The 19518-nt window shown below is 61.3% G+C and carries 18 protein-coding genes and 1 pseudogene; 7 read left to right on the top strand and 12 right to left on the bottom strand.

What is annotated here, in order from left to right; translation table 11 throughout:
* Positions 1–15: 15 nt before the first annotated feature.
* Positions 16–951 carry a DUF2950 domain-containing protein gene (locus tag ACQR1W_RS17395; RefSeq protein WP_434851937.1) on the bottom strand — a complete coding sequence of 312 codons (936 nt, stop codon included), beginning with the start codon at positions 949–951 and terminating at the stop codon, positions 16–18.
* 2 nt (positions 952–953) lie between these two features.
* On the bottom strand, positions 954–2573 hold the full coding sequence (locus ACQR1W_RS17390; RefSeq protein ID WP_434851936.1) for a DUF3300 domain-containing protein: 1620 nt from the start codon (positions 2571–2573) through the stop codon (positions 954–956).
* Between the two features lie 198 nt (positions 2574–2771).
* Between ACQR1W_RS17390 and ACQR1W_RS17385 the strand changes: the two genes are divergently transcribed.
* Positions 2772–3557 carry a DUF2092 domain-containing protein gene (locus ACQR1W_RS17385; protein ID WP_434851935.1) on the top strand — a complete coding sequence of 262 codons (786 nt, stop codon included), beginning with the start codon at positions 2772–2774 and terminating at the stop codon, positions 3555–3557.
* Positions 3554–3847 (top strand): hypothetical protein, encoded by a 294-nt coding sequence (locus tag ACQR1W_RS17380; protein ID WP_434851934.1) that lies wholly within the window; start codon positions 3554–3556, stop codon positions 3845–3847. Before ACQR1W_RS17385 ends, ACQR1W_RS17380 begins: the two co-directional genes overlap by 4 nt.
* A gap of 350 nt (positions 3848–4197) precedes the next feature.
* On the opposite strand, the gene ACQR1W_RS17375 is transcribed toward ACQR1W_RS17380, so the two are convergent.
* Entirely contained in the window at positions 4198–5427 is a 1230-nt protein-coding gene (locus tag ACQR1W_RS17375; RefSeq protein ID WP_434851933.1) for an HlyD family secretion protein, read from the bottom strand.
* On the bottom strand, positions 5420–5893 hold the full coding sequence (locus tag ACQR1W_RS17370) for a hypothetical protein (protein WP_434851932.1): 474 nt from the start codon (positions 5891–5893) through the stop codon (positions 5420–5422). Before ACQR1W_RS17370 ends, ACQR1W_RS17375 begins: the two co-directional genes overlap by 8 nt.
* Before the next feature lie 146 nt (positions 5894–6039).
* Here ACQR1W_RS17370 and ACQR1W_RS17365 point away from each other — a divergent pair, with 146 nt between their 5' ends.
* Entirely contained in the window at positions 6040–6495 is a 456-nt protein-coding gene (locus ACQR1W_RS17365; RefSeq protein WP_434852489.1) for a hypothetical protein, read from the top strand.
* A 24-nt stretch (positions 6496–6519) separates the two neighbouring features.
* Complete coding sequence (ppk2, locus tag ACQR1W_RS17360; protein WP_434852488.1) at positions 6520–7302, top strand: polyphosphate kinase 2; 783 nt, start codon at positions 6520–6522, stop codon at positions 7300–7302.
* 24 nt (positions 7303–7326) lie between these two features.
* Here the strand turns inward: ppk2 and ACQR1W_RS17355 are convergent, their stop codons facing one another.
* The 5 genes and pseudogenes from ACQR1W_RS17355 to ACQR1W_RS17335 all read right to left on the bottom strand — a co-directional run.
* On the bottom strand, positions 7327–7758 hold the full coding sequence (locus ACQR1W_RS17355; RefSeq protein WP_434851931.1) for a hypothetical protein: 432 nt from the start codon (positions 7756–7758) through the stop codon (positions 7327–7329).
* Between the two features lie 38 nt (positions 7759–7796).
* A complete protein-coding gene (locus ACQR1W_RS17350; RefSeq protein WP_434851930.1) occupies positions 7797–8252 on the bottom strand; it encodes a hypothetical protein in 456 nt (151 codons plus the stop codon).
* Positions 8253–8302: 50 nt separating this feature from the next.
* Positions 8303–10003 carry an aspartate:alanine exchanger family transporter gene (locus ACQR1W_RS17345; protein ID WP_434851929.1) on the bottom strand — a complete coding sequence of 567 codons (1701 nt, stop codon included), beginning with the start codon at positions 10001–10003 and terminating at the stop codon, positions 8303–8305.
* An 11-nt stretch (positions 10004–10014) separates the two neighbouring features.
* The gene (locus ACQR1W_RS17340; protein WP_434852487.1) at positions 10015–12768 is read right to left on the bottom strand and encodes a decarboxylase; all 2754 of its coding nucleotides are present in this window, start codon (positions 12766–12768) and stop codon (positions 10015–10017) included.
* A gap of 147 nt (positions 12769–12915) precedes the next feature.
* Positions 12916–13542 (bottom strand): annotated as a pseudogene (locus tag ACQR1W_RS17335) (YoaK family protein); the annotation flags it as partial.
* A 146-nt stretch (positions 13543–13688) separates the two neighbouring features.
* On the opposite strand from ACQR1W_RS17335, the gene ACQR1W_RS17330 reads away from it, so the two are divergent.
* From ACQR1W_RS17330 to ACQR1W_RS17320, 3 genes are all read left to right on the top strand, one after another.
* Positions 13689–15377, top strand: coding sequence for a TrkA C-terminal domain-containing protein (locus tag ACQR1W_RS17330; RefSeq protein ID WP_434851928.1), 1689 nt, complete (start codon positions 13689–13691; stop codon positions 15375–15377).
* A 138-nt stretch (positions 15378–15515) separates the two neighbouring features.
* On the top strand, positions 15516–16403 hold the full coding sequence (locus ACQR1W_RS17325) for an alpha/beta hydrolase family protein (RefSeq protein ID WP_434851927.1): 888 nt from the start codon (positions 15516–15518) through the stop codon (positions 16401–16403).
* Positions 16404–16423: 20 nt separating this feature from the next.
* Positions 16424–17044: an invasion associated locus B family protein gene (locus ACQR1W_RS17320; protein WP_434851926.1), complete on the top strand. Its 621-nt coding sequence runs from the start codon at positions 16424–16426 to the stop codon at positions 17042–17044.
* 25 nt (positions 17045–17069) lie between these two features.
* On the opposite strand, the gene ACQR1W_RS17315 is transcribed toward ACQR1W_RS17320, so the two are convergent.
* The 3 genes from ACQR1W_RS17315 to ACQR1W_RS17305 form a co-directional block, all read right to left on the bottom strand.
* Positions 17070–17444, bottom strand: coding sequence for a response regulator transcription factor (locus ACQR1W_RS17315; protein ID WP_434851925.1), 375 nt, complete (start codon positions 17442–17444; stop codon positions 17070–17072).
* Between the two features lie 157 nt (positions 17445–17601).
* Positions 17602–18228 carry a response regulator transcription factor gene (locus ACQR1W_RS17310; RefSeq protein ID WP_434851924.1) on the bottom strand — a complete coding sequence of 209 codons (627 nt, stop codon included), beginning with the start codon at positions 18226–18228 and terminating at the stop codon, positions 17602–17604.
* Between the two features lie 8 nt (positions 18229–18236).
* Entirely contained in the window at positions 18237–19448 is a 1212-nt protein-coding gene (locus tag ACQR1W_RS17305; protein WP_434851923.1) for a sensor histidine kinase, read from the bottom strand.
* Between the last annotated feature and the right edge of the window lie 70 nt (positions 19449–19518).

The following is a 19518-nucleotide window of genomic DNA, read 5'->3' as shown; positions in this document are numbered from 1 at the left end:
AAGCGAACCGCGCGTTCATGATTTCGGCTTTTCGACCTTTTTCCAGGTCTGATCCGGATCGAACGATATCATCCGCCTGGCGATCGTCGCGGTACGCTCGCCAAGGTCCTTCTGGTAGATCGTTCCTGCATGGTTGACGAGAAAGGTCATTACGCCGGAGTTGCCATACTCCGCGGGATAGGCGACCAGCGCGAACCCGCCGATCATCTTTCCGCCGACCACGTATCTGAGCTCACCGCCCGGCGCGTTCGGTCCCTGCCGAGTCAGAATCTGATAATAGTAGCCGTGATAGGGTTGCGGCTCGCTTCCCTCCTTGTAGCCTTCGGCCGAAGCTTTCGCATACATTTCACCGAGCGGACTCGCTTCGCCATTGGGCGGCCAATAGAGGCCGTCATGCTTCCCGGGGCTGCTGAAAAAGCGCTGGGCATAGACGCCGCGACCGGCCCCGGTGCGATCCTTGTCGGCATAGTCGTTCTGCGCATCGACGTAAGCAAGACAGGTTTCAATCGCGTCGAGCTCGTTCTGGCCGATGCGCCGATACAGGATTTCGATGCGTCCGGCCTCGGTGTCGAACTCCCAGCCGAAGCGCCGCCGCACCAGAGGGATCGGAAATGGAAAGTCATCCGGTCCTATCATCAGGGTCGCCTTCTTGTCGCCGGCGAAGCTGATCGCGTGTTTGGCGTCATAGGCGGATAGAAACTTCTGACGTGTTTCTGCATCCTCGATCCGATCGCCGGATTGGACGATCTCCGCAGAATCCGATCCGAGCACCTCGATCATCTCCTTGGGCTCGCCGGATTTCACTGCAGTGACCAGGGCCGCAACCGCCTTCTCTGGCGTCCTGTAAGTTTCCTGTGCGGAGACTGCGGAGATCCCGAGCAACGCAGCTGCCGTGACCGCCAATGTCGTGGTGCGACGACAATCAGTCAGCTTCTGAGCAAGCAGTGTCATGATCAGAGCCTCCCTGCCGACGGGATCCGTCCGCCTGAGGCGAGCCAGTCATGGTAGGTCTGGAACCTGAGCCCGAGCTTTTCATAGCGCACCCGAAGATAACCATCGCCCCCGCGTGTGACCGCATCCGGTCTCAAGACCTCCACCTCCTGCGCGATCACGCCAACGTAGGTCTGCGGACTGTTCAGATAGCTGAAGCGGTAATACCCGAGACCGTTCTCCAGATAGCCGAGCAGGACGACATCGCGCTTCAGCAGGAGGTCGGAGCGCCGGCCCCCTCCGCCGCCGCGCCCACCACCACCGCCGCCGCCACGGAAACCGCCGCCACCACCGCCGCCGGCGCGCATAGCTCCGCCGCCTCTTGCCACAGATGCGCTCGCGAAGCTGGCGCGACCCCGCGCGGATTGTACGCTTGCCGCGCGACCGGACTGCACCCGCAACGCATTGTTGTTGCGGCCGCCGCGGTTTGCCGCTTGCCCACCACCGCGATTGCGATCACCACGCCGGGCCTGCTTGCTCCCGCCGCCCTTGCTTCGGTCAGCGCTGCCTTTGGATTGCCGGTTGCCGCCCGCACGGTCACCGGCCTTGCCCCGATCGCCACCGGCGCGATCACCCGCAGCGCGGTCACCCGTACGCGCTTGAGCCCCGCGGTCGCCGCGGTCACGATCAGCTGCACGATCGCCCGCACGGTCCTTGCCTAGATTGAGCACCTGCTCTCCGCTGCGGCCGCGAAAATCCATGCGGTCGGCGCTACCTGCGCGCGGGCCATTGCCGAAGCGCTGCTGGACCGCGGAGCTGTTGTAGCGAACGCCCTGGCGGTGCGCCGGATTGTGCTGCCAATTATTGCCGACATTGTTGATCGTGTTCGAACGATTGATGAAGAAGTTCCTGTTGCCCCAATTGCAGCCGCCGCCCCAGTAATTGCTCCATCGACCGAGCGCAAAGCCGGCGCCAAAGGCCAGCCCCGTTGCGACGATCCCGGCACCGATATAGGACGGATAGCCGAAATAATACGGCGGATAGGCCGGATACGGCCATTCACCGTAGACGACCGCGGGCTCGTAGTACGGAACATAGACCGTATCCGGATCAGTCTGTTCGATCACGATCACCTGCTTCTCGCCCTGGGTCTGCACGCTGACCTTCTGCTCCTTGGTCGAGTTCAATTTGTTGTTGGCCTGCGCCTTGGCGCGCAGTCGCTGAATCGCGTCCATGACATCAGGCTGTTGTGCCAGGACAGCATCGCCAAGTTCCTTGGTCCAGTCGAGCTTGTCACTCATCATTGCGAGCACGCTCGGCGTGGCCGTGAGCGCCTTGACGCTGTCGTCCCACCCCCGCTTGTCGACCTCCGTCTTCAGCGCATCGCCCTTGAGCTTGCTGTGGTCCTTGACCCATCGGTCGGCTTCGACCACTTCCAGTGGATAGGTCGAGGCCGCCAGCATGTTGGCGAGCAGCGCGTCCGGATAAAGCGCGATCGGAGCCACCAGCGCCTCGAGCTGCTCCGGCTTGAGGAGCAACTGCTCGTCTTGCGACGTCGCTGTCGGCGCGGCCTGCGCAAAAGCTGCAGCGGGACTCATCAGGACGATCGCAAAGATCAGCAACACCATTCCACGACGTATCATCGTGCTCTCCATTCAAATCTGCGGCGAGCGAACTGCAGGCGCTCTCAGTGACCTTTGACAAAAATCAAGGGTCTCGCGGGTTCTTCCGGACCGATGCCGGCGGCATCTCCGCGGCCAATAGCAGTTCGGACGCTTGACATAGATCAAGAAAACGCCCGGTCCTTGCTTCGAGGATCGCCGTACAACCGGAGGACAGTCATGAGCAGCAAGCATCGCTTTCGAAACGGGCTATGCGCCGCCGCAATACTTACTGCGCTGACGGCGAGCGGCGTCGCGCGCGCAGACGACAGTGCGGCGATTCTTAAGGCCTCGACCGACTATGTCGCGGCCCAGTCGTCGATCACCGCAAGTTTCGACAGTGACGTCGAGGTCGTCACACCGGAGCTACAAAAGATTCAATTTGCCAGCTCGGGCGATTTTCGGCTTTCTCGTCCGGACAAGCTCCGGATTCATCGCACGGGAGGATATACCGACGCCGAGCTGATCTATGACGGCAAAACGCTCACGATCTACGGCAACAACGCCAAGTCCTACATCCAAGCCGACGAGCCTGGATCGATCGACCATATCGTCGACGTCATACAGTCACACGCGGTCACCCTGCCGGGCATGGATCTCCTGGTCAGCAACGCCTTCGATCTCCTGACCAGCGACGTCATCGAAGGGAAACATATCGGTCCGGCCATCGTTGACGGCGTCGAATGCGAGCACTTGGCATTCCGCGGGACCGACACGGATTGGCAGATCTGGATCGAGGCTGGCCCGAATCCTATCCCGAGGAAGTATGTCATCACCAGCAAGACCCTTGCAGGCGCGCCGCAATATACATTGCGTGTGAAGAGCTGGAACACCGATGCCATCAGCGATGCCAACGCATTCGCTTTCAAGCCGTCGGCCGAGATGACGAAGGTCAGTCTCGCACCTGAATCCATGTCGGAGTTCGATGAAGTCCCACCAGGCGTTTCCACAGGAGGACACCAATGACAATGGCCGCTCGCAAGACCATCGCCGGGATCGGGACTTTGGCCGCATTGCTCGGCGGACTTCTGTTCGATCCGATGCCATCGGCCCCGCAAGGCTGGGTGTCCACGGCAGCGGCCCGCGTCGGTCGTCCGCTGACGCCGATGAGTTACGCCGGTGTCGCACGTAGGACGACCCGGCGGGCTGTGGTCTATGGCGGCGCCGCGGCGGCTGCCGCAGCAGGCGCTTATGCGGTCAGTCCGGGCTGCAGGCAGGTCACGGACGCTTACGGCCGCGTCTATACGCAGTGCTGAATTGACACTGATACCGGCCGCTCGGCCGGACTGCCGCGGCAGATGCGCATGTGGCGGTGGCGGGGTTTACCCTCGCTGCCGTGGCTCCTGGTATTGGCGGCTACACGTGAAAGCACGTGAAAGAGAGCCCGACCGCGCTCGAGACCGCGCGAGCACTTTTTGCTGGAGCCAACATCGTCCTCGTGCGCGGGGTCGCTGGCGAGCTCTCCAAAGCGAAAGCAGAGGCGGTTATTGCGCATTCACCGACGAGGTCGTCCTGCTCGCACCGCACGGCTCCGAACAGACCGTGCTTAACGTGACCAGCCCCAAGGCCACCGCTTCGGCGGCATCCCGGATTTTAACGCGGCCTCTCAATGGCTACTCAGGACCAGCGTCTTGATCGGCATGAGGAGCGCCTGAATCCGGAGCAGCATCGCATGCACCAAGCCGACTGCGTCGATCGTATGCAGGACGATGCGCTGCGAGGTCGTCGTGTCCTTGGCTGCGATCTCCTCATGGTTGCTGGTGTAGGCATTGACGATGCAGCTGCTGCCGGCGGTCACATCTGCCAGGCCGTTCGGGTCAAGCGGCTCCAGGAATGCAAGAATGGTCCCCGGCCGGGCCGCGCTCGCGTCAACCAGCTGCTCGCCGCCCCGGAACTGCCCCGCTGCGATATAGTCCTGCACATTGACAACGACCATCGGAATAATGGTCCACGGCAGCGACGTGCAGGCGGCTTCGGCGACCATGCCGGGCCTCAGCACCTGTGCTTCGATCTGCCCAAAACCCGCCTGCAGCCCGCGCTGGCCAGAGCCTGCCGGAATCAGAATGCCCGCCGGCCGCATCAGCGGGTTGACGATGTCGCCCGGTCTCAACAGGAACTGTTCGACTCGGCCGTCGACCCCGGCGCGAACGAAGGTCTTGTCGTACTCGACCTGGGCCTGGGCGAGTGCAGCTTCCGCGCTCGCCCTATCAGCCGGCAGGGACGTCGTCACCCGAGCCTCGGCTGCTTGCTTCGTCGCAACTGCAGCATCGATCGCCGCCTGCCGCCCGTTCACCGCAACCTGCAGCTTTTCGATGTCGCGCTGCGGGACGATACCCGGATTGCGCCGCTGCAGCTCGGTCTTGACATCCAGCTCGTCCTTGGCCTGCTGATAATCGCTCTGTGCCTGACCGACCTGCGCCTCCGCCTTGACAACATCGGCCTTTGCGGCAACCAGGTCGGCATCGACCTCAGCGACTTTGCGCCGCGCGGCCTCAAGGGCGGCTTCCTGTTTCGCGCTATCAAGCCTGAACAGCACCGTGCCCTTGGTCACCGGCGCGCTGTAGCCGACGTTCACCTCAGCGACGCGGCCGACTGTTTCCGGCGCAATCGGGATCGTGCGGAAGAACAACATGGCCGATGTCGTCGAGGGATGGAAATAGAAGATCAAAGTTATGAGCGAAATGGTCAGCATCAAACACGCCGTGATGCCCCACCGCAACTCGAACCAGACCGAGAATAGCGTAATTTCCTTGCCAATGCGCTTGCCTTGCACGTAGCGCCGATAGAGGTAGTCCGGGAGTACGGTGAGCATTGAACAGAGAAGCAGTTCAAGCATGGCTGTGCGCTCCCTGCTTCGTCCCCTTCTGAGGCTCCACGTCCGGCTTGCCCCGATCTGCCCGGGTCGACACCTCTTCGAGATCGCCGCTCTCAGGATCGTTTGATCGAGGGGTACCGTCAGCGGAGTCCGCGATCCTCTCCACCGAGCCCGCGATATTGCGCAACGGCGTTCCGAAGTCCGGCAAATCGACAAGGGCAAGCAGCAGAGCAGCGATCCAGAACAGATGGATGTGGGTAAAAAGAGCTAACAGCCCGAGAACTGCAACGATTTCGAACTGCATCTTTTGCGACTTATGCGCCATTCGCTCCGGGAGAGAGTGGAGATGAAGATAGAGGTTTCCCACGCAGAGCACTGCTGCGACAAGGAATACGCCCATGACGATCATCAAGACGTCCGTCTCGCCGGGCCTGGCGATATAGAACGGAAGGTGGTGCGGGGTCATCGGATGCAGCTGATCGGTCAATTGATGCTCCCTTGCGCAAGCACGCCCCGGCTAAGTCTGGCCACCATGCTGCTGGCTCGCTTGATCTGGATCAAAGGTCACCGAGCCAAATCCCTCAGCCTTTGGCGCTACCGCACTCTTGGACGGATCCTTTAGGAGATCGAGCCATGCCCGAAGATATCGACAGCCTGCTCCCGACGGCGAAGGAGATCCAGCGCCAGGCCGCGTTAAAGGAGGCGGAAAAAGCCGATCAATATGCGCGGACGGCAGCGGCGGCAGAGGCCGAGAAGCGTGCATTGCTTGAGAAACTCGGCAAGCCATCCGGCCTCACGGAGGACGAAAAGGTCAAGCTCGCGTCCAGCGTGATTCAGCGCGCCGTCCGCAACGGCCTGACCGAAGTCCAGGTCTACCGGTTTCCGAATGTGCTCTGCACTGACCGCGGTCGCGCTATCAACCAGATGGAACCGGGTTGGGAAAAGACACTGACCGGCATCCCGAAGGAGATTTTTCAGCTCTGGAATGACTATCTCAAGCCGCGCGGCTATCGCATCAGCTACCAGGTCATCGATTTCCCAGGAGGCTTGCCGGGCGATATCGGCGTGACCATCCATTGGGGTGAATGAGTGCGCCAGCAGCCCGTCGCGACCATGCCGAAGATGAAGCGAAAGGCCTACGAACAGGAGCTGCGCAAGCTCCAGGTCGAGCTTTGCCACCTGCAGTCATGGGTCAAGGAGAAGCAACTCCGCGTGATCGTCGTGTTCGAAGGCCGGGACGCCGCCGGCAAGGGCGGCACGATCAAGGCGATCACAGAGAAGGTCAGCCCGCGCGTGTTCCGCGTCGTCGCCCTGCCGGCGCCCTCCGACCGGGAGCGCTCGCAACTGTTCATGCAGCGCTACATCCAGCATTTCCCTGCCGCCGGAGAAGTGGTGATCTTCGATCGCAGCTGGTACAATCGCGCCGGGGTCGAATATGTGATGGGCTATTGCTCCAAGGACGAGCATCAGCGGTTTCTGGCGCTCTGTCCGCAGATCGAGCAATACATCATCGAAGCCGGCGTCATCCTGGTCAAGCTCTGGCTCGAAGTCGGCATGGACGAGCAGGAGCTAAGGTTCAGAGCGCGGATCGACGATCCCTTGCGGCAGTGGAAACTGAGCCCGATGGACATCGAATCCTATCGTCGCTGGTACGACTATTCACGCGCCCGCGACGTGATGTTCGAGGCGACAAATTCAGAGCACGCGCCATGGCGCATCGTCAGATCCGACGACAAGCGGCGCGCGCGGCTGAACTGCATCGCCTATTTGCTGGAGGCGATCCCCTTCCGAAAGCTTGACAAAAAGAAGGTACGCCTGCCGGCACGATCCGGCAAACGCCGCTATGACGATCAAGCCAGTCTGCGGGGAATAGATCTTGTCCCCGAACGATTCTGACATCGGGACAGAAGTGATCGCGCTTCATCGAAGCGCGATCGTGACCCCACCGACTGCCGCCGACACCTCCGCCCCGACCTTGGGACCGCTCAGCTGAAGGATCACGCCTCTTTCATTCTGCAGCTGCACTCCGCCCGCGCCCGCCGCTAGCGCGCCGCCGGCGCCGATCACGGCATAACTTCCCTGGATATCCCCAGGACTACGCAGATTGAGTGCCCGGCCCACGAGCTTGGTGGTCGACGCACCGATCGTGAATCCCACGCTCATGCCCGACACCGTGAACGGATAATTACGGCCGCGGAAGTGCAACACCCCCTCGCCTCCACCGACACCAACGATGAAGCCGCCTTTCGTGAACACGACGCTGACGGCGCCCGTCTCCGCCCGCGACGGCGCGGCCGATGCAAACAAGACAGCTAACGCAGCGAACACAATCTGAACACGACGCAAGACCATGGTAACTCTCCGATGATGTTGTAAGTTTAATGGCGGTGTTAGTTCGGTGACGATCGGGACTCGTCGAGCGTGATGACGACTTTTGTGATGTTGGCGGAGACTTCGAGCCCACCCTTTGGGCCCTGCAGGGTAATGATCACGCCCTTGGGATTCTTGAGCTGTACAACGGCAACTCCTGCTCCGACCGCGCCTCCGGCGCCAATCACCGTGTAGGTCCCCGGAAAGTCATTGAGCTCGTTGATGTAGGCAGCCCTGCCGACATATTTGTTGAGCGACGCACCGGCGGTCAGCCCGACGCTGAGCCCCTGCACGGTGAACGGATAGTCGCGGTGACGAAACGTCAGGACGCCACGGCCGCCACCGGCGCCGATCAGAAACCCGGCCTTCGCGACGGTCACGGACACCTGGCCCGTGACCGCCTGCGACATCGGCATGGAGAGCACAAGCATCACAAACGCAACGAGCGCAATCAGTAAACTTCTTACCTGTTCCATGAAGACCTCTGCGAGCCGGGCCGCCGCCGCGCCCCGGTTGCTGCGTTTCCCTATTGCGCCAAGAGCATCGCGAAATAGCCGAACACGGTGAGAAGGATTCCCGAGACCGCGTAGCCGACCGGAAAACCGATCCACGGGACGCTGCTCTGGATTTCGACGGCCGCTTCCCGGCACGGACCGGAATGCGATCGTGCGCCGGCAACGCCGCCCATCAGGACCGCCGGATTGATCTTGAATCCGTGATATCCGATCGCCCAGACGATGAAAGGCGGAATGGTACAGGCGATGAATCCGACGATAAAGATCTTCAAAGCCACCGCGCCCGTGAGCTGAGCCAGAAGGCCTGCGCCGGCGTTGACGCCGACAATGGCAACGAACACGACCAGCCCAAGGTCTTCGAGCACGTTTCGAGCCGCGTTCGGCGTGTTACCGAAGAAGCGCAGACGCGAAACGACCGACGACACGATCACGCCTGATAGCAGGAGCCCGCCGGCATTGCCGAGGCCGATCGAGGCGCCGAACGCCGGGAATTGCACCATCCCTATCAAAAGGCCCAGGATCATGCCTGCGGACAACGTCAACAGGTCCGTCGAGGTATTGGTCCGGGCAATTCGGCCCCACATGTCTGCGAGCTCGTTGACGGCCGATTTGAGGCCGACCACCGAGATGATATCCATCCGCTGCAGCTGCGTCTTCAGTCCGGCGGGATACGGCACGCCACCTCGCTCGTAACGCACGATCTGAAGCTGCCCCGCCAGCGCCAGATCACGGAAGCTCTCGAGCGTCTTGCCGACCTGTTTCTTGTTCGTCACCAGAATTTCAGCCTGGTCGAGGGGGACAGTCAGGGCCTTCTGCTCGGCGACTTCCGGGCCGATCAGTCCCATCTTGTCGGTCAACGCCCCGATCGATCCGCCGAGCGCGATGACGTCACCATTCCGCAGCACCAGATCGGCCCCGGCGCCGAGCAACTCATCGCCGCGGAGGACATTGAGGATCCGGTATTCCGGGTGGCTCTGCCGAAACTGCGCGATGCTTCGGCCCACTTGCGTGGGATTTTCCAGCCGATAGGCACGCACCCCGAACGGACGATACCCGGTCAAGCCGCCGCCTTCGACATTGGACACGCCGAACTCCGCCTCATAGGCCTTGGCGGCGGCTCGCGCGTCCACACCCCACCACCGCGGCAGGTATTTGCAGATCAGGATGATGCCGACGGTTCCCCAGATGTAGGTAATGCCATAGGAGAGCGCGATCATACCCACGGCATCCTCCGGCTTGGCGCCGGGCGGCAGCTTGACGACCCCTGATGACACGGCCTGTTCGGCCGAGCCGATCGCCGCCGACATGGTCTGTGACCCCGCCAGCATGCCGCCTGCCGCACCGGGCGGCAAAGCGAATAGCTTGGCTCCGACGACCACCAGCGCCAGGCCGAGCACGCTCGAGACCACGGCGAGCACCGTGAACTTCAGCCCGTCACCTTTGAGGCTGTTGATGAAGCTCGGTCCGACCCGTAACCCGACCCCGTACATGAACAGATAGTAGAAGAGGCTCTTGACGAAGTTGTTCAGCTCGAGCTTCACGCCGTACAACGATGCGGTCACCGAGATGGCGGCCCCCACAACGATTGCCCCGGCCACCATGCCGAGGCCGTAACCCTTGACGCTTGCGCGGCCGATCCAGACGGCAAGACCGACGACAAAGAACAGCAGCAGATACGGATTCTGCTGGAGGAACGAGAAAAAGCCCTGCATCGCCCTCTCCCTCACTCAGCCGCATCGGCGGGCCGCAATCGCGGAGCCGGTGGTCGACGACGTTCGCCCAACCTCGCCAGTGCTTCCGGACGGACCAGCTTCAGACCCTGGACCGCGTTGTAACCGTGGATCTCCTTCACATCGAGCTTACGCATGAAGTCGATGGCTTCCTGCGTGATCACCTGCCCCGGCACCATGATCGGGAATCCCGGCGGATACGGAATGACAAAATTGGCCGACACCAGCTCCGGCCCGTTCCTGAGCCGCCGATCGATCTCGGCATCAGCAAGCCGAATGTATTCGCAGCCGGCGGCGTCATAGGCACTATAAAAGCCGCTGCGAATGTCGCCCTCGTTGGTCTTCTCCCCGGCATCGGCGCGGAAGCTGTCATGGAAGCGCGAGAAATTGGGCAGATCCGGCACATCGGTCATCAGGCTTCTCACCCGCGCATCAAACGCCTTCACTGCGTTGACGCCGCCCTGGCTGAGATCGTGTTCGATCTCGCCGGCGATCTCGGCCAGCACGCGGATCAGATGCGCCACGTCGCTGCGGGTATTGTTGATATTGGACTGCAGCAGCACTGAATTGCGCGACGTCTTGTTGACCTGGATGCCGTAGCGGCTCGCCAGCAGGCCCTTGAACTGCGTTCCGTCGTAAGCGGCCGTGCCGCAGACCAGCGTTATTCGTGTTGGATCCAGGCAGAATTCGTCGTCGTGCAGGCTTCGGAGCACCTGGCCCCAATTGACGCCATCGGCCAGGAAATCCGTGAAGCCGCTTCCCCGGAACTCGGCCGGCACCATCTTGTCTGCGCCGAGGACACTGAAATATTTCGATATCAGCGGATTGGCCGCTACCGCTTTGCGGATCGCGAACGCAATCTCGATGGCGTTGGCAACGAGCCCGTAGCCCTCGAGCTCCATCTGCCGGCGCGCGACATCGAGACTCGCAATCAACTGTTGGTTGGGACTGGTGGATGCGTGCGTGAACACGGCTTCGCGGAATTGGGCTTCGACCGTGTGGAATTCGACGTCTTTGACGAACAGCATCGATCCCTGCCTGATCGCCGACATCGACTTATGGGTCGAGTTGGTCTGGTAGACGCGGAGCCGGATCTTTCGCGGATCTGGGATCAACCGGGTCTTTAGCAGCACCTCGTCGGATGGATTCTCGCCAAGCTCGGCGCGCTGTCTGTCGTAGGCCTGGGCCGAGCTCGGCTCGCGCATCCAGGCTTCGATGTCGTTCGCAGCGCCCATCGCCGTGCGCGGCCGCAGGAACGGCGAGAAGCGTGCGAAGCCGAACCAGGCCTCGTCCCACAGGAAGATCAGATCAGGCTTGATCGCGAGACATTCCTCCATCACGCGACGCGTGTTGTAGATGTGGCCATCGAACGTGCAGTTGGTCAAGTCGACCATCTTGACGCGGTCCAGCCGGCCTTCGGCGCGGAGGTTCAGCAACGCCTGCTTGATCGTCCGCAACGGCACTGCGCCGTACATCGAATATTCCGTCATCGGGAACGCTTCGACGTAAAGAGGCTGCGCGCCGGCAAGCACCATGCCGTAATGGTGAGACTTGTGGCAGTTGCGGTCGACAATCGCGATGTCGCCCTGCGCCAACAGCGCCTGCACGGCCATCTTGTTCGAGGTCGACGTTCCATTGGTGACGAAGAAGACCTGGTCGGCGCCGAATGCGCGCGCCGCCTTCTCCTGCGCTTTTTTGATATTGCCGGTCGGCTCGAGCAGGCTGTCGAGCCCGCCTGTCGTTGCGCTGCTCTCAGCCAGGAACAGGTTCGGACCATAGAATTCGCCCATGTCGCGGATCCAGTCCGACTTGAACACGGATTTTCCGCGTGCAATCGGCAGCGCGTGGAAGGTGCCGATCGGGCGTTGCGCGTATTTTTTGAGGTTGTCGAAGAACGGTGTTTCGTACCGGTCCTGAACCCCTTCGAGCACAGAGAGATGCAATTCAAGCAACTCTTCGACCGAGTAGAAGATGCGACGCAACACGCTGGTTTCGGGACGGCCCGCCAGCTCCTCGACCCGCTGGTTGGACATGAGATAGAGATCGAGCTCCGGGCGCACGCGCTTGAGCGTTTGCGCCAAGGTCAATGGCGAGTCAGTCTCCTTGCTCTGGATCGACGCCGTGAGCTCGCGCAGCACCGGCGCGTTGTGCCGCGAGCGGTATTGGAAACCTTCATTGATGATGACGGCCGCCAGATCTGGATTGAGCATGGCCGCACAGAACGCATCTTCGGCGCTGCCAACGAACACGGGTTCGTAGATGAACGAATCCACCGGCCGCCTCAGCCTCCGCCACTCGGCAGCAAGCCCCGCCCAGCTCGTGCTCGGGACACCGGTGACGATGAGCACCTCGAAATAGGGTCGGCGTGCGCCCGTATGGCCCAATGCCGGCGGCAGCAGGTCCGGAATTTCACCCTCACTCTCGCCGTGCACATCCCAGTCACTGGTGTGCTGTCGGAACGAGCGGGTCTGCAATGCCTGAGTCAATCGCATGACTAGCGCAAGCGTCCCCGTCGCATCGCCAGACGCCGCACGTTCCCTGAGCTCCGTCATCAACCGGCTGCCGGGATAGGCATGAAACTCTTCCGTTGCCGCGATATCTGCGAGAAGCCCTTCAAAGCGAGCCCGGTCCTGCGTGCCGTCTTTCCATGCCCGCGCTGCATTGACCAGTTCACGCCAATCATCCGCTCGCGCGCCCGGGCCTGAGAAGAACTGGTCGATCCGCCGCTCCGCGTGCTGCTCCTGCATGGGCCTCTCCCGAACATTGAATGTGTTTGATCGCGAGTGAGGGACCTGGGGCTCAACGGAGGCTTGATTTAGATCAAGCCTCCGCGCGTCGCTGCGAGGGTTCATCGCGGCATTCCAATCGCTCCATTCGCAAAGCAGCAGAACGATCGTCAGCGTCGCTACAGGAATAATGAGACTGATGGCGCGCGCCATCTCCGTCACGAGCGCGCCGAGAGCGGCTCCGGCCCCGAATGCGACGCACAGCGCACCGAAGACGCGAGCCTGGCGAAATCTGCCAGGTTCTCGGCTGCCGCCGGCCAACCCGGAAAACACTCCCTCGATGGCCTGACGAAAATTGCTCGTCGCCATCACCGAGCTGTAGCTCCAGTTTTCGACCCGCGGAAAGCTCGCCGTCTGCATCGCGGCGACGAAGGAAATTCCCCAAGTACCGGCAAGCTCGGTGAGACGATTGTGCAAAATCGCGATGACGAAGAGGAACACGATTTCACAGAGGATGCTGATCCGCGGCGATTGGGGCCCGGCCGCATTGCGAAGATAGGACGCCATGATGACGCCCAGCATGAACGCCAGCAGCGGTGGAACGTAGTGCAGCGCCTTCAGCCACTCTCCCGCAGTGACATAGATCCATAGGAAGATGAGATTGGCCGTCTGTGCATTGGCGAAGACACGATGGACGATCCAGGTGTAGGCGTCGATATAGCCACCTGTGAAAGCAAGGCCGCTCGCGACATAGAGAGTCGCCTCGCGTGGGAACCGCTCGCTGAGGCGCTCCATCGTCCAATCACTCCCACCTTTGGCGCAGCCTGCATTGCGCAAAGCAGCAAAACACATGCGGGCAGGAAGTGAGGCGGCTTGATCTGGATCAAGCCTCCTCGTTCCGGCAGCAACAGCTTTCAAAGGCGTTGGCTGGGGGATACAGGATGACCACGACACGCTGGATCATCGCGACCGCGCCAGAGATCTTTCTTCTGCTCGCGGTTGCCATCGGAACCATTCTCGGCCGCGTCCGGTTCAAAGGATTTGCGCTGGGCACCACGGCCTGCATCCTGATCGTAGCGGTCATTCTGGGCCAGCTCGGCACTTTCGTCATTCCGCCCCTATTCCGGTCGGTGCTCTTCAGCCTCTTTGTCTTCACGATCGGGTACCGATCCGGCCCGCAATTCTTTGCGTCTCTCAGCCTGCGAACCTTGTCTCAGGTCACAGTTGCATTGGTCGTCGGGATCACGGGGCTGTTTGTCGTTCTCGTATTTGCGTTCGCTTTTCACCTCGATCCCGGAACAGCGGCCGGCATCGCTTCCGGCGGCCTCACCCAATCCTCCATGATCGGCACCGCGTCAGGCGCCCTGGCGCAGTTGGGCCTATCGGATGAGGTTCTGCGCCAGCAGCAGGCCAACATCGCCGCCGGCTACGCCGTGACTTACATCCTCGGCTACGTCCTGACGTTGCTTTTCGTCCCACTGGCCGCACCCAAGCTGATGGGCATCGATCTCAAGAAGGAAGCCGCCGAGCTCGAAGCGTCGCTCTCCCACGGGACGAAACCGCCGATGGGAAGCCTTGGCTACCGCAAGTTCAAGGCCAGGGTGTACAGCGTGACGGTGGCTGCGGGGCAAAGCGTCGACACGGTCGAGACCCGCATCGGCCATCGCGTCGCAATCGAACGCGTAGTTCGCAATCGCGAAAAGATCGAGCCGCACCCGGCCCTGGCGCTTGAGCGAGGCGACGAGGTCGTGCTCACGGGTCCCGCCGCAGCATTGATTGGCGCGGCTGCCGATATCGGGCCGGAAATCGACGGCGGCGACGTCCTTCGCGACATGGCCGGCGAAATTCTCGATATCCTCGTCAACGAGAGGAAGCTCCACGGACGCACGCTCAAGGAGATCGTCGATCTGGTCGGCGACGACGCGCACGGCGTCTTCCTGCGCGACCTCAAGCGGGGCGGACGCGAAGTGCCGCTGACGCCGGAGACCCGGATCTATCTCGGCGACATCATGACGCTGGTCGGCACCGAGAGTGATATCGAACGAGCGGCCGCCCATGTCGGGCATGTGCTGCGCTATAGTGAACGGAGCAATATTGCGTTCCTGGCGGGAGGGATTGCGGCGGGCCTGCTGATCGGGCTGATCAGCCTGAAGGCCGGCTCGTTTGCGATCACGCTTGGCGGAGCCGGCGGAGCGCTCATCCTGGGACTGGTCTGCGGCTGGCTCGCGATGCGGCGTCCGGATATTGGCGCCTTTCCGCCGGCCGCACAGCAGACGGTTGGCGATCTCGGGCTGGGCGGCTTCATCGCGGCGATCGGGCTCGCCAACGGGCCCGCCGCATGGGCAGCCATCCAGACGCATGGCCTCCTCCTGCTCGGGATCGGCGTCGTGGTGACCTTGACGCCGCTCGTCGCCGCGACGATTTTCGCTCATCGGATATTGCGCATGAATCCGGTCATTGTCTGTGGCGCACTTGCGGGAGCAATGACGGTCGATGCCGCCGTCAGCGGCTGTTGCGATGTTGCGGAAAGCCAGACGCCTGTGCTCGGCGTGGCCGTCCCTTACGCCGTCGGCAATGTCGTCCTGACGATCCTGGGCCCCTTGATCGTCACGCTCACATTCTCGGCCTGATACAGCTGACGGCGGCGATTCGCCTGCGGATCATTTGATCTAGATCAAGCATCATCGACGCCAGCTGCCGAGTCTGCATTCATGCGTGCCACTGAGGCGCTGCGTCCCAGACCTCGGCGGCCGGATCGGACGCCCCACATGTTCCGCTCTCTCGCGTCATCCGTGTTGCTAATCGCGCTGCTCGCATCCGCCCCGTCGCGTAGCGTGTCAGGGGCTGACAGTCCCGATGCGCGTCCAATTCAGGAAGAGATCTGGGCGCTCCCGATAGTGCATCCGACATTGGCCTATGTGGTTCGTCCTGTCGGAAAGGGGCCGTTTCCGCTCGCTGTCATGAATCACGGCGTCGCGCTCGATGCGCGTGAGCGCGGCTTCTTCCCGCTGGTCGAGTTCAGAGATGCTGCGATGTGGTTCGCTAGGCAGGGCTATCTGGTCGTGGCCCCTATCGGGTCCGGCTACGGAGCCGCAGCGCTCGACGTGCCGGACAAAGGATTGTTCGGCGTCTTCTTCTCCAAGGTTGGCAGCTGCGACAATCCAAACTTCCACGACGCCGGCCTTGCTGCTGCGCTGCTCGAGGGCTGGATCATCGAATACATGGCCAAGGAAGGTCTGGCTTTGGCCGATGATGCGATCGTGGTCGGACAATCGGCAGGCGGCTGGGGCGCCATCGCGCTATCGAGCGTCAACCCGCCCTCGGTCAAGGCCATTATCACCTTTGCAGCCGGACGTGGTGGCCGGGTCGGTGGCAAGCCCAACAACAACTGTGCTCCTGAGAAGCTGGTCGAGGCGGCGGCCGATTTCGGCCGGACCGCGCGTACCCCGATGCTCTGGATCTATGCTGAGAACGACACGTTCTTCGGGCCCGAGCTGACCAAGCGGATGCACGACGCCTACACCGCTGGCGGCGGCCGCGCCGAATACCGGATGTTGCCGCCGTACGGCAATGACGGCCATTTCCTGATCGGCTCCCCGGATGCAATCCCGCTGTGGGCTCCCTTGGTTGTTCAATTTCTCGATCAACATCGGTAATCGCGCTGCGTGAGGACGCCATGACCAACCTGACGCCACAGTCCCCCCCGCGCTCCGGCGCCCTTGTGCCGTTCCTGCTCAGCCTCCTGATGCTGCTCGCGCTTTGGGCGACGGCGCTGGCTCAATCTTCGAGCGCGGACAAGGACGCGAAGCCCTCAGCGTCGGACTCGGAGCCACGCGGTCAGCGGTCCACGATCCGCGACATACGTTATGGCGAGTGGCGTAAGGTCTGTTTCCAGCCGAGTGATGCTAAGATGGTTTGCAGGACCACGCTCGGCGGGACTTGGCAAACTGGACAGTCGGCCGTCCGCGCCGACCTGATAGAACGCGAAGGAGAGCCCACGGCGAGGCTGCAGCTCTTTCTTCCTGTCGGCCTCTATCTCCCTGCCGGCGTCAAGCTCAGCATCGCTCATCAGTCAGACTATCGTATCCCCTTCGTCTGGTGCCTGACCAACCTGTGCATCGCTGGCAAGCCGGCGGATCCAACGCTGCTGCGAGCTATGGAAAATGGCCAGACCCTCACATTGGAAGTGGTCGATTCCAATCTGCTCACAGTCAGCACTGATATGCCGCTCGCCCAGTTTGCCGGCGTCCGGCACAGCGCCCCTAGCCGGATTTACGAACAGGATATCGAGGAATAGCGATCCGAACCGGACGCTTGCCGCCCTACAACATTGCGGCGGCCGCGCGCTCGATCGGTTCGATCAGCGCGCGCGCGGGAAATGGCTTTGTGAGATACGCGATGCAGCCCGACTCCAGCGCAGCTATTCTCACAGCGTCGTTGTCGTTGGCGGTAATGTAGATCACAGGCAGCCCGACACCTGCCGCGGACAAACGGAGCCGCAGGTCGATCCCGGATTCACCCTGCAGCTGGACATCCAGGACGATACAAACAGCGGGGCCAAAATCGCCATGGAGCTCAAACGCCTTGGCGGACGCAAAGAGCTCGCTGTCGTAGCCATACTGCTTCAGTAGCCGCCCCAGGCCCTTGAGGGTGCCCGGATCGTCATCAACGACCAGAACGAGTTTCCGAGACGACACGGCGAAATCCCACATATTCCGACCAACGAATTCACTACACCGTAGCTGAACCGTCGGCACTAACGTAAAGTACTCTCCTTATAAGTTATTTGCCAACCTGAAGAATAGGTTTCTGGTGGCATCCCAACTACCCAAATTAGGTTCATTTTACGCGCTGCTATTGTTGGGATGGTGGTCTTAGAACACCTAAGCGCTGAGCAATCGATACGAGCTCAGCAAGAGAACGAACGCCCATCTTCGCCATGACCTTCTGACGATGCGCCTTGATGGTGCGTACGGCCGCCCCCAATCGTTCCGCGATCTGCTTGTTCATTTTGCCTTGCACCACGAGCTCGAAGACCTGTTCCTCGCGCGGGGTGAGCTTGTCGAGATGATCCTGGAGCGCTTCGAGCTCCAGCCTCATCGGGCGCGTTGCTTCATGACGCGCGATGGCTTGTTCGATTGCTTCGAGCAGCCTTGTCGAACTGATCGGTTTGGTCAGAAAATCTTCCGCGCCTGCCTTGATTGTCTTGACCGTCGTTCGAAGGTCCGGGTGTCCCGTCAAGAATAGAATCGGTAACCTGAACCCCCGTTTGACCAGGCGCTCCTGCAGCTCGGGGCCGCTGATGCCGGGGATGCAGACGTCGAGGAGAATGCAACCCGGCGCATTTTCGTCCGGCAGGCAGTCGAGCAACTGCTGCGCCGAAGGATAGATCGTGACCGCATATCCGGCCTTCTTGAGGCGGCGCTCCAGCGCCGTCCGGAATGATGCGTCGTCGTCGACAATGTGGATTGTACCCGGCACATCCCCTCCTATTTTGCCAACGGCAAGGCCAGGAAGAAGACTGCGCCGCCTTGCTCCTGGTTGTTAGCCCAGATCCTCCCTTTGTGCGAAAGCACAATGGTACGGGCAATCGAAAGCCCGATTCCCATGCCTTGCTCTCTTGTACTAACAAACGGCTCAAAAATACCCGCTATCCTCTCTTTAGGAATCCCCGGACCAAAATCGACGACCGAGACCAACGCGTCCTCCTCGCTGATCTCCGCCCTGCCAACGATCGCGCGTCCGAATGGCATATCCGCCATAGCATCCATCGCATTGGCGATGAGATTGATAATGACCTGTTGAAGCTGGATCGCATCACCTTCGACCCAAAGCGGCGTGCTATGGGCCTGGAAATAGAGCGCGACATTTCTGGCCGCGGCTTGGGGTTTCATCAGCTCGAAGGCGTCGTGCACGATAAGGTTCATATCCTGTCGCTTCAACTCGAATGGCGTCCGCTTCAGCAGACTGCGCATGTGAAGAATGACTTGGCTCGCGCGCTGATCATCGTGCCTGATGTCCGCAAGTATCTGCTTGACCTCGCTCAAGTCCGGCTTTTCCGAATTGAGGATCAATTCGGCGGTTTCCGCGTTCGTCAGGATCGAGCCAAGCGGCTGGTTGATCTCGTGCGCGATCGCCGACGACAACTGACCCGCAATGGCCTGCCGATGCACATGCGCGAGCTGAGAGAGACGTCGGCGCGATTCGAATTCAGCAAGATTTCGTCTTCGTCGCTCCAGGATCAAGATCCAGATCAGCCCGGCTTGAACAATGATCGTCGCAGCAACGAGCAGAGACGGCCATCCGTAGCCGTCCAGCCGGCTGCTTTCACCGAGGCTCGCTGCGTCATCAGTCGAAATGCTTGACGCATGGACGCCCCGTTGGACGATCTGCATCGACATGTCGCTCAAACCAACCAGGCCGACGAACGCTACGGCAATTTCAGCCGCAAATTCCCGATAGATCACTCGAAACAAACCGCGCACAGTCTCCGCATCAACAACTTCGCGCGGAGCTAACAGGAGGTCTCGATAAAAGCTGGGACGCAGCTCGGACCAATCCGAGATCGAGCTGGCGCGGACAGGGGTGTCACTTGCCAGCAGATCGGCCGGAACTAACAACGCGATCCAGACGGTAAGAGCGCTGATCCGCAACAGCATGCCCAAGGCGCCGAGCCTGTTTTCTGCGATCCATCCTAGCATCGGACCGATCGTGCGCAATATCTGCGTGTACTCGCACACGACACAAGCGAGCAATATGCGATCCGCACGA

This window comes from Bradyrhizobium sp. HKCCYLS1011 (genome assembly GCF_051167795.1).
Taxonomy (GTDB): Bacteria; Pseudomonadota; Alphaproteobacteria; order Rhizobiales; family Xanthobacteraceae; genus Bradyrhizobium.
This window is presented reverse-complemented; position numbering and strand designations above follow the sequence as displayed.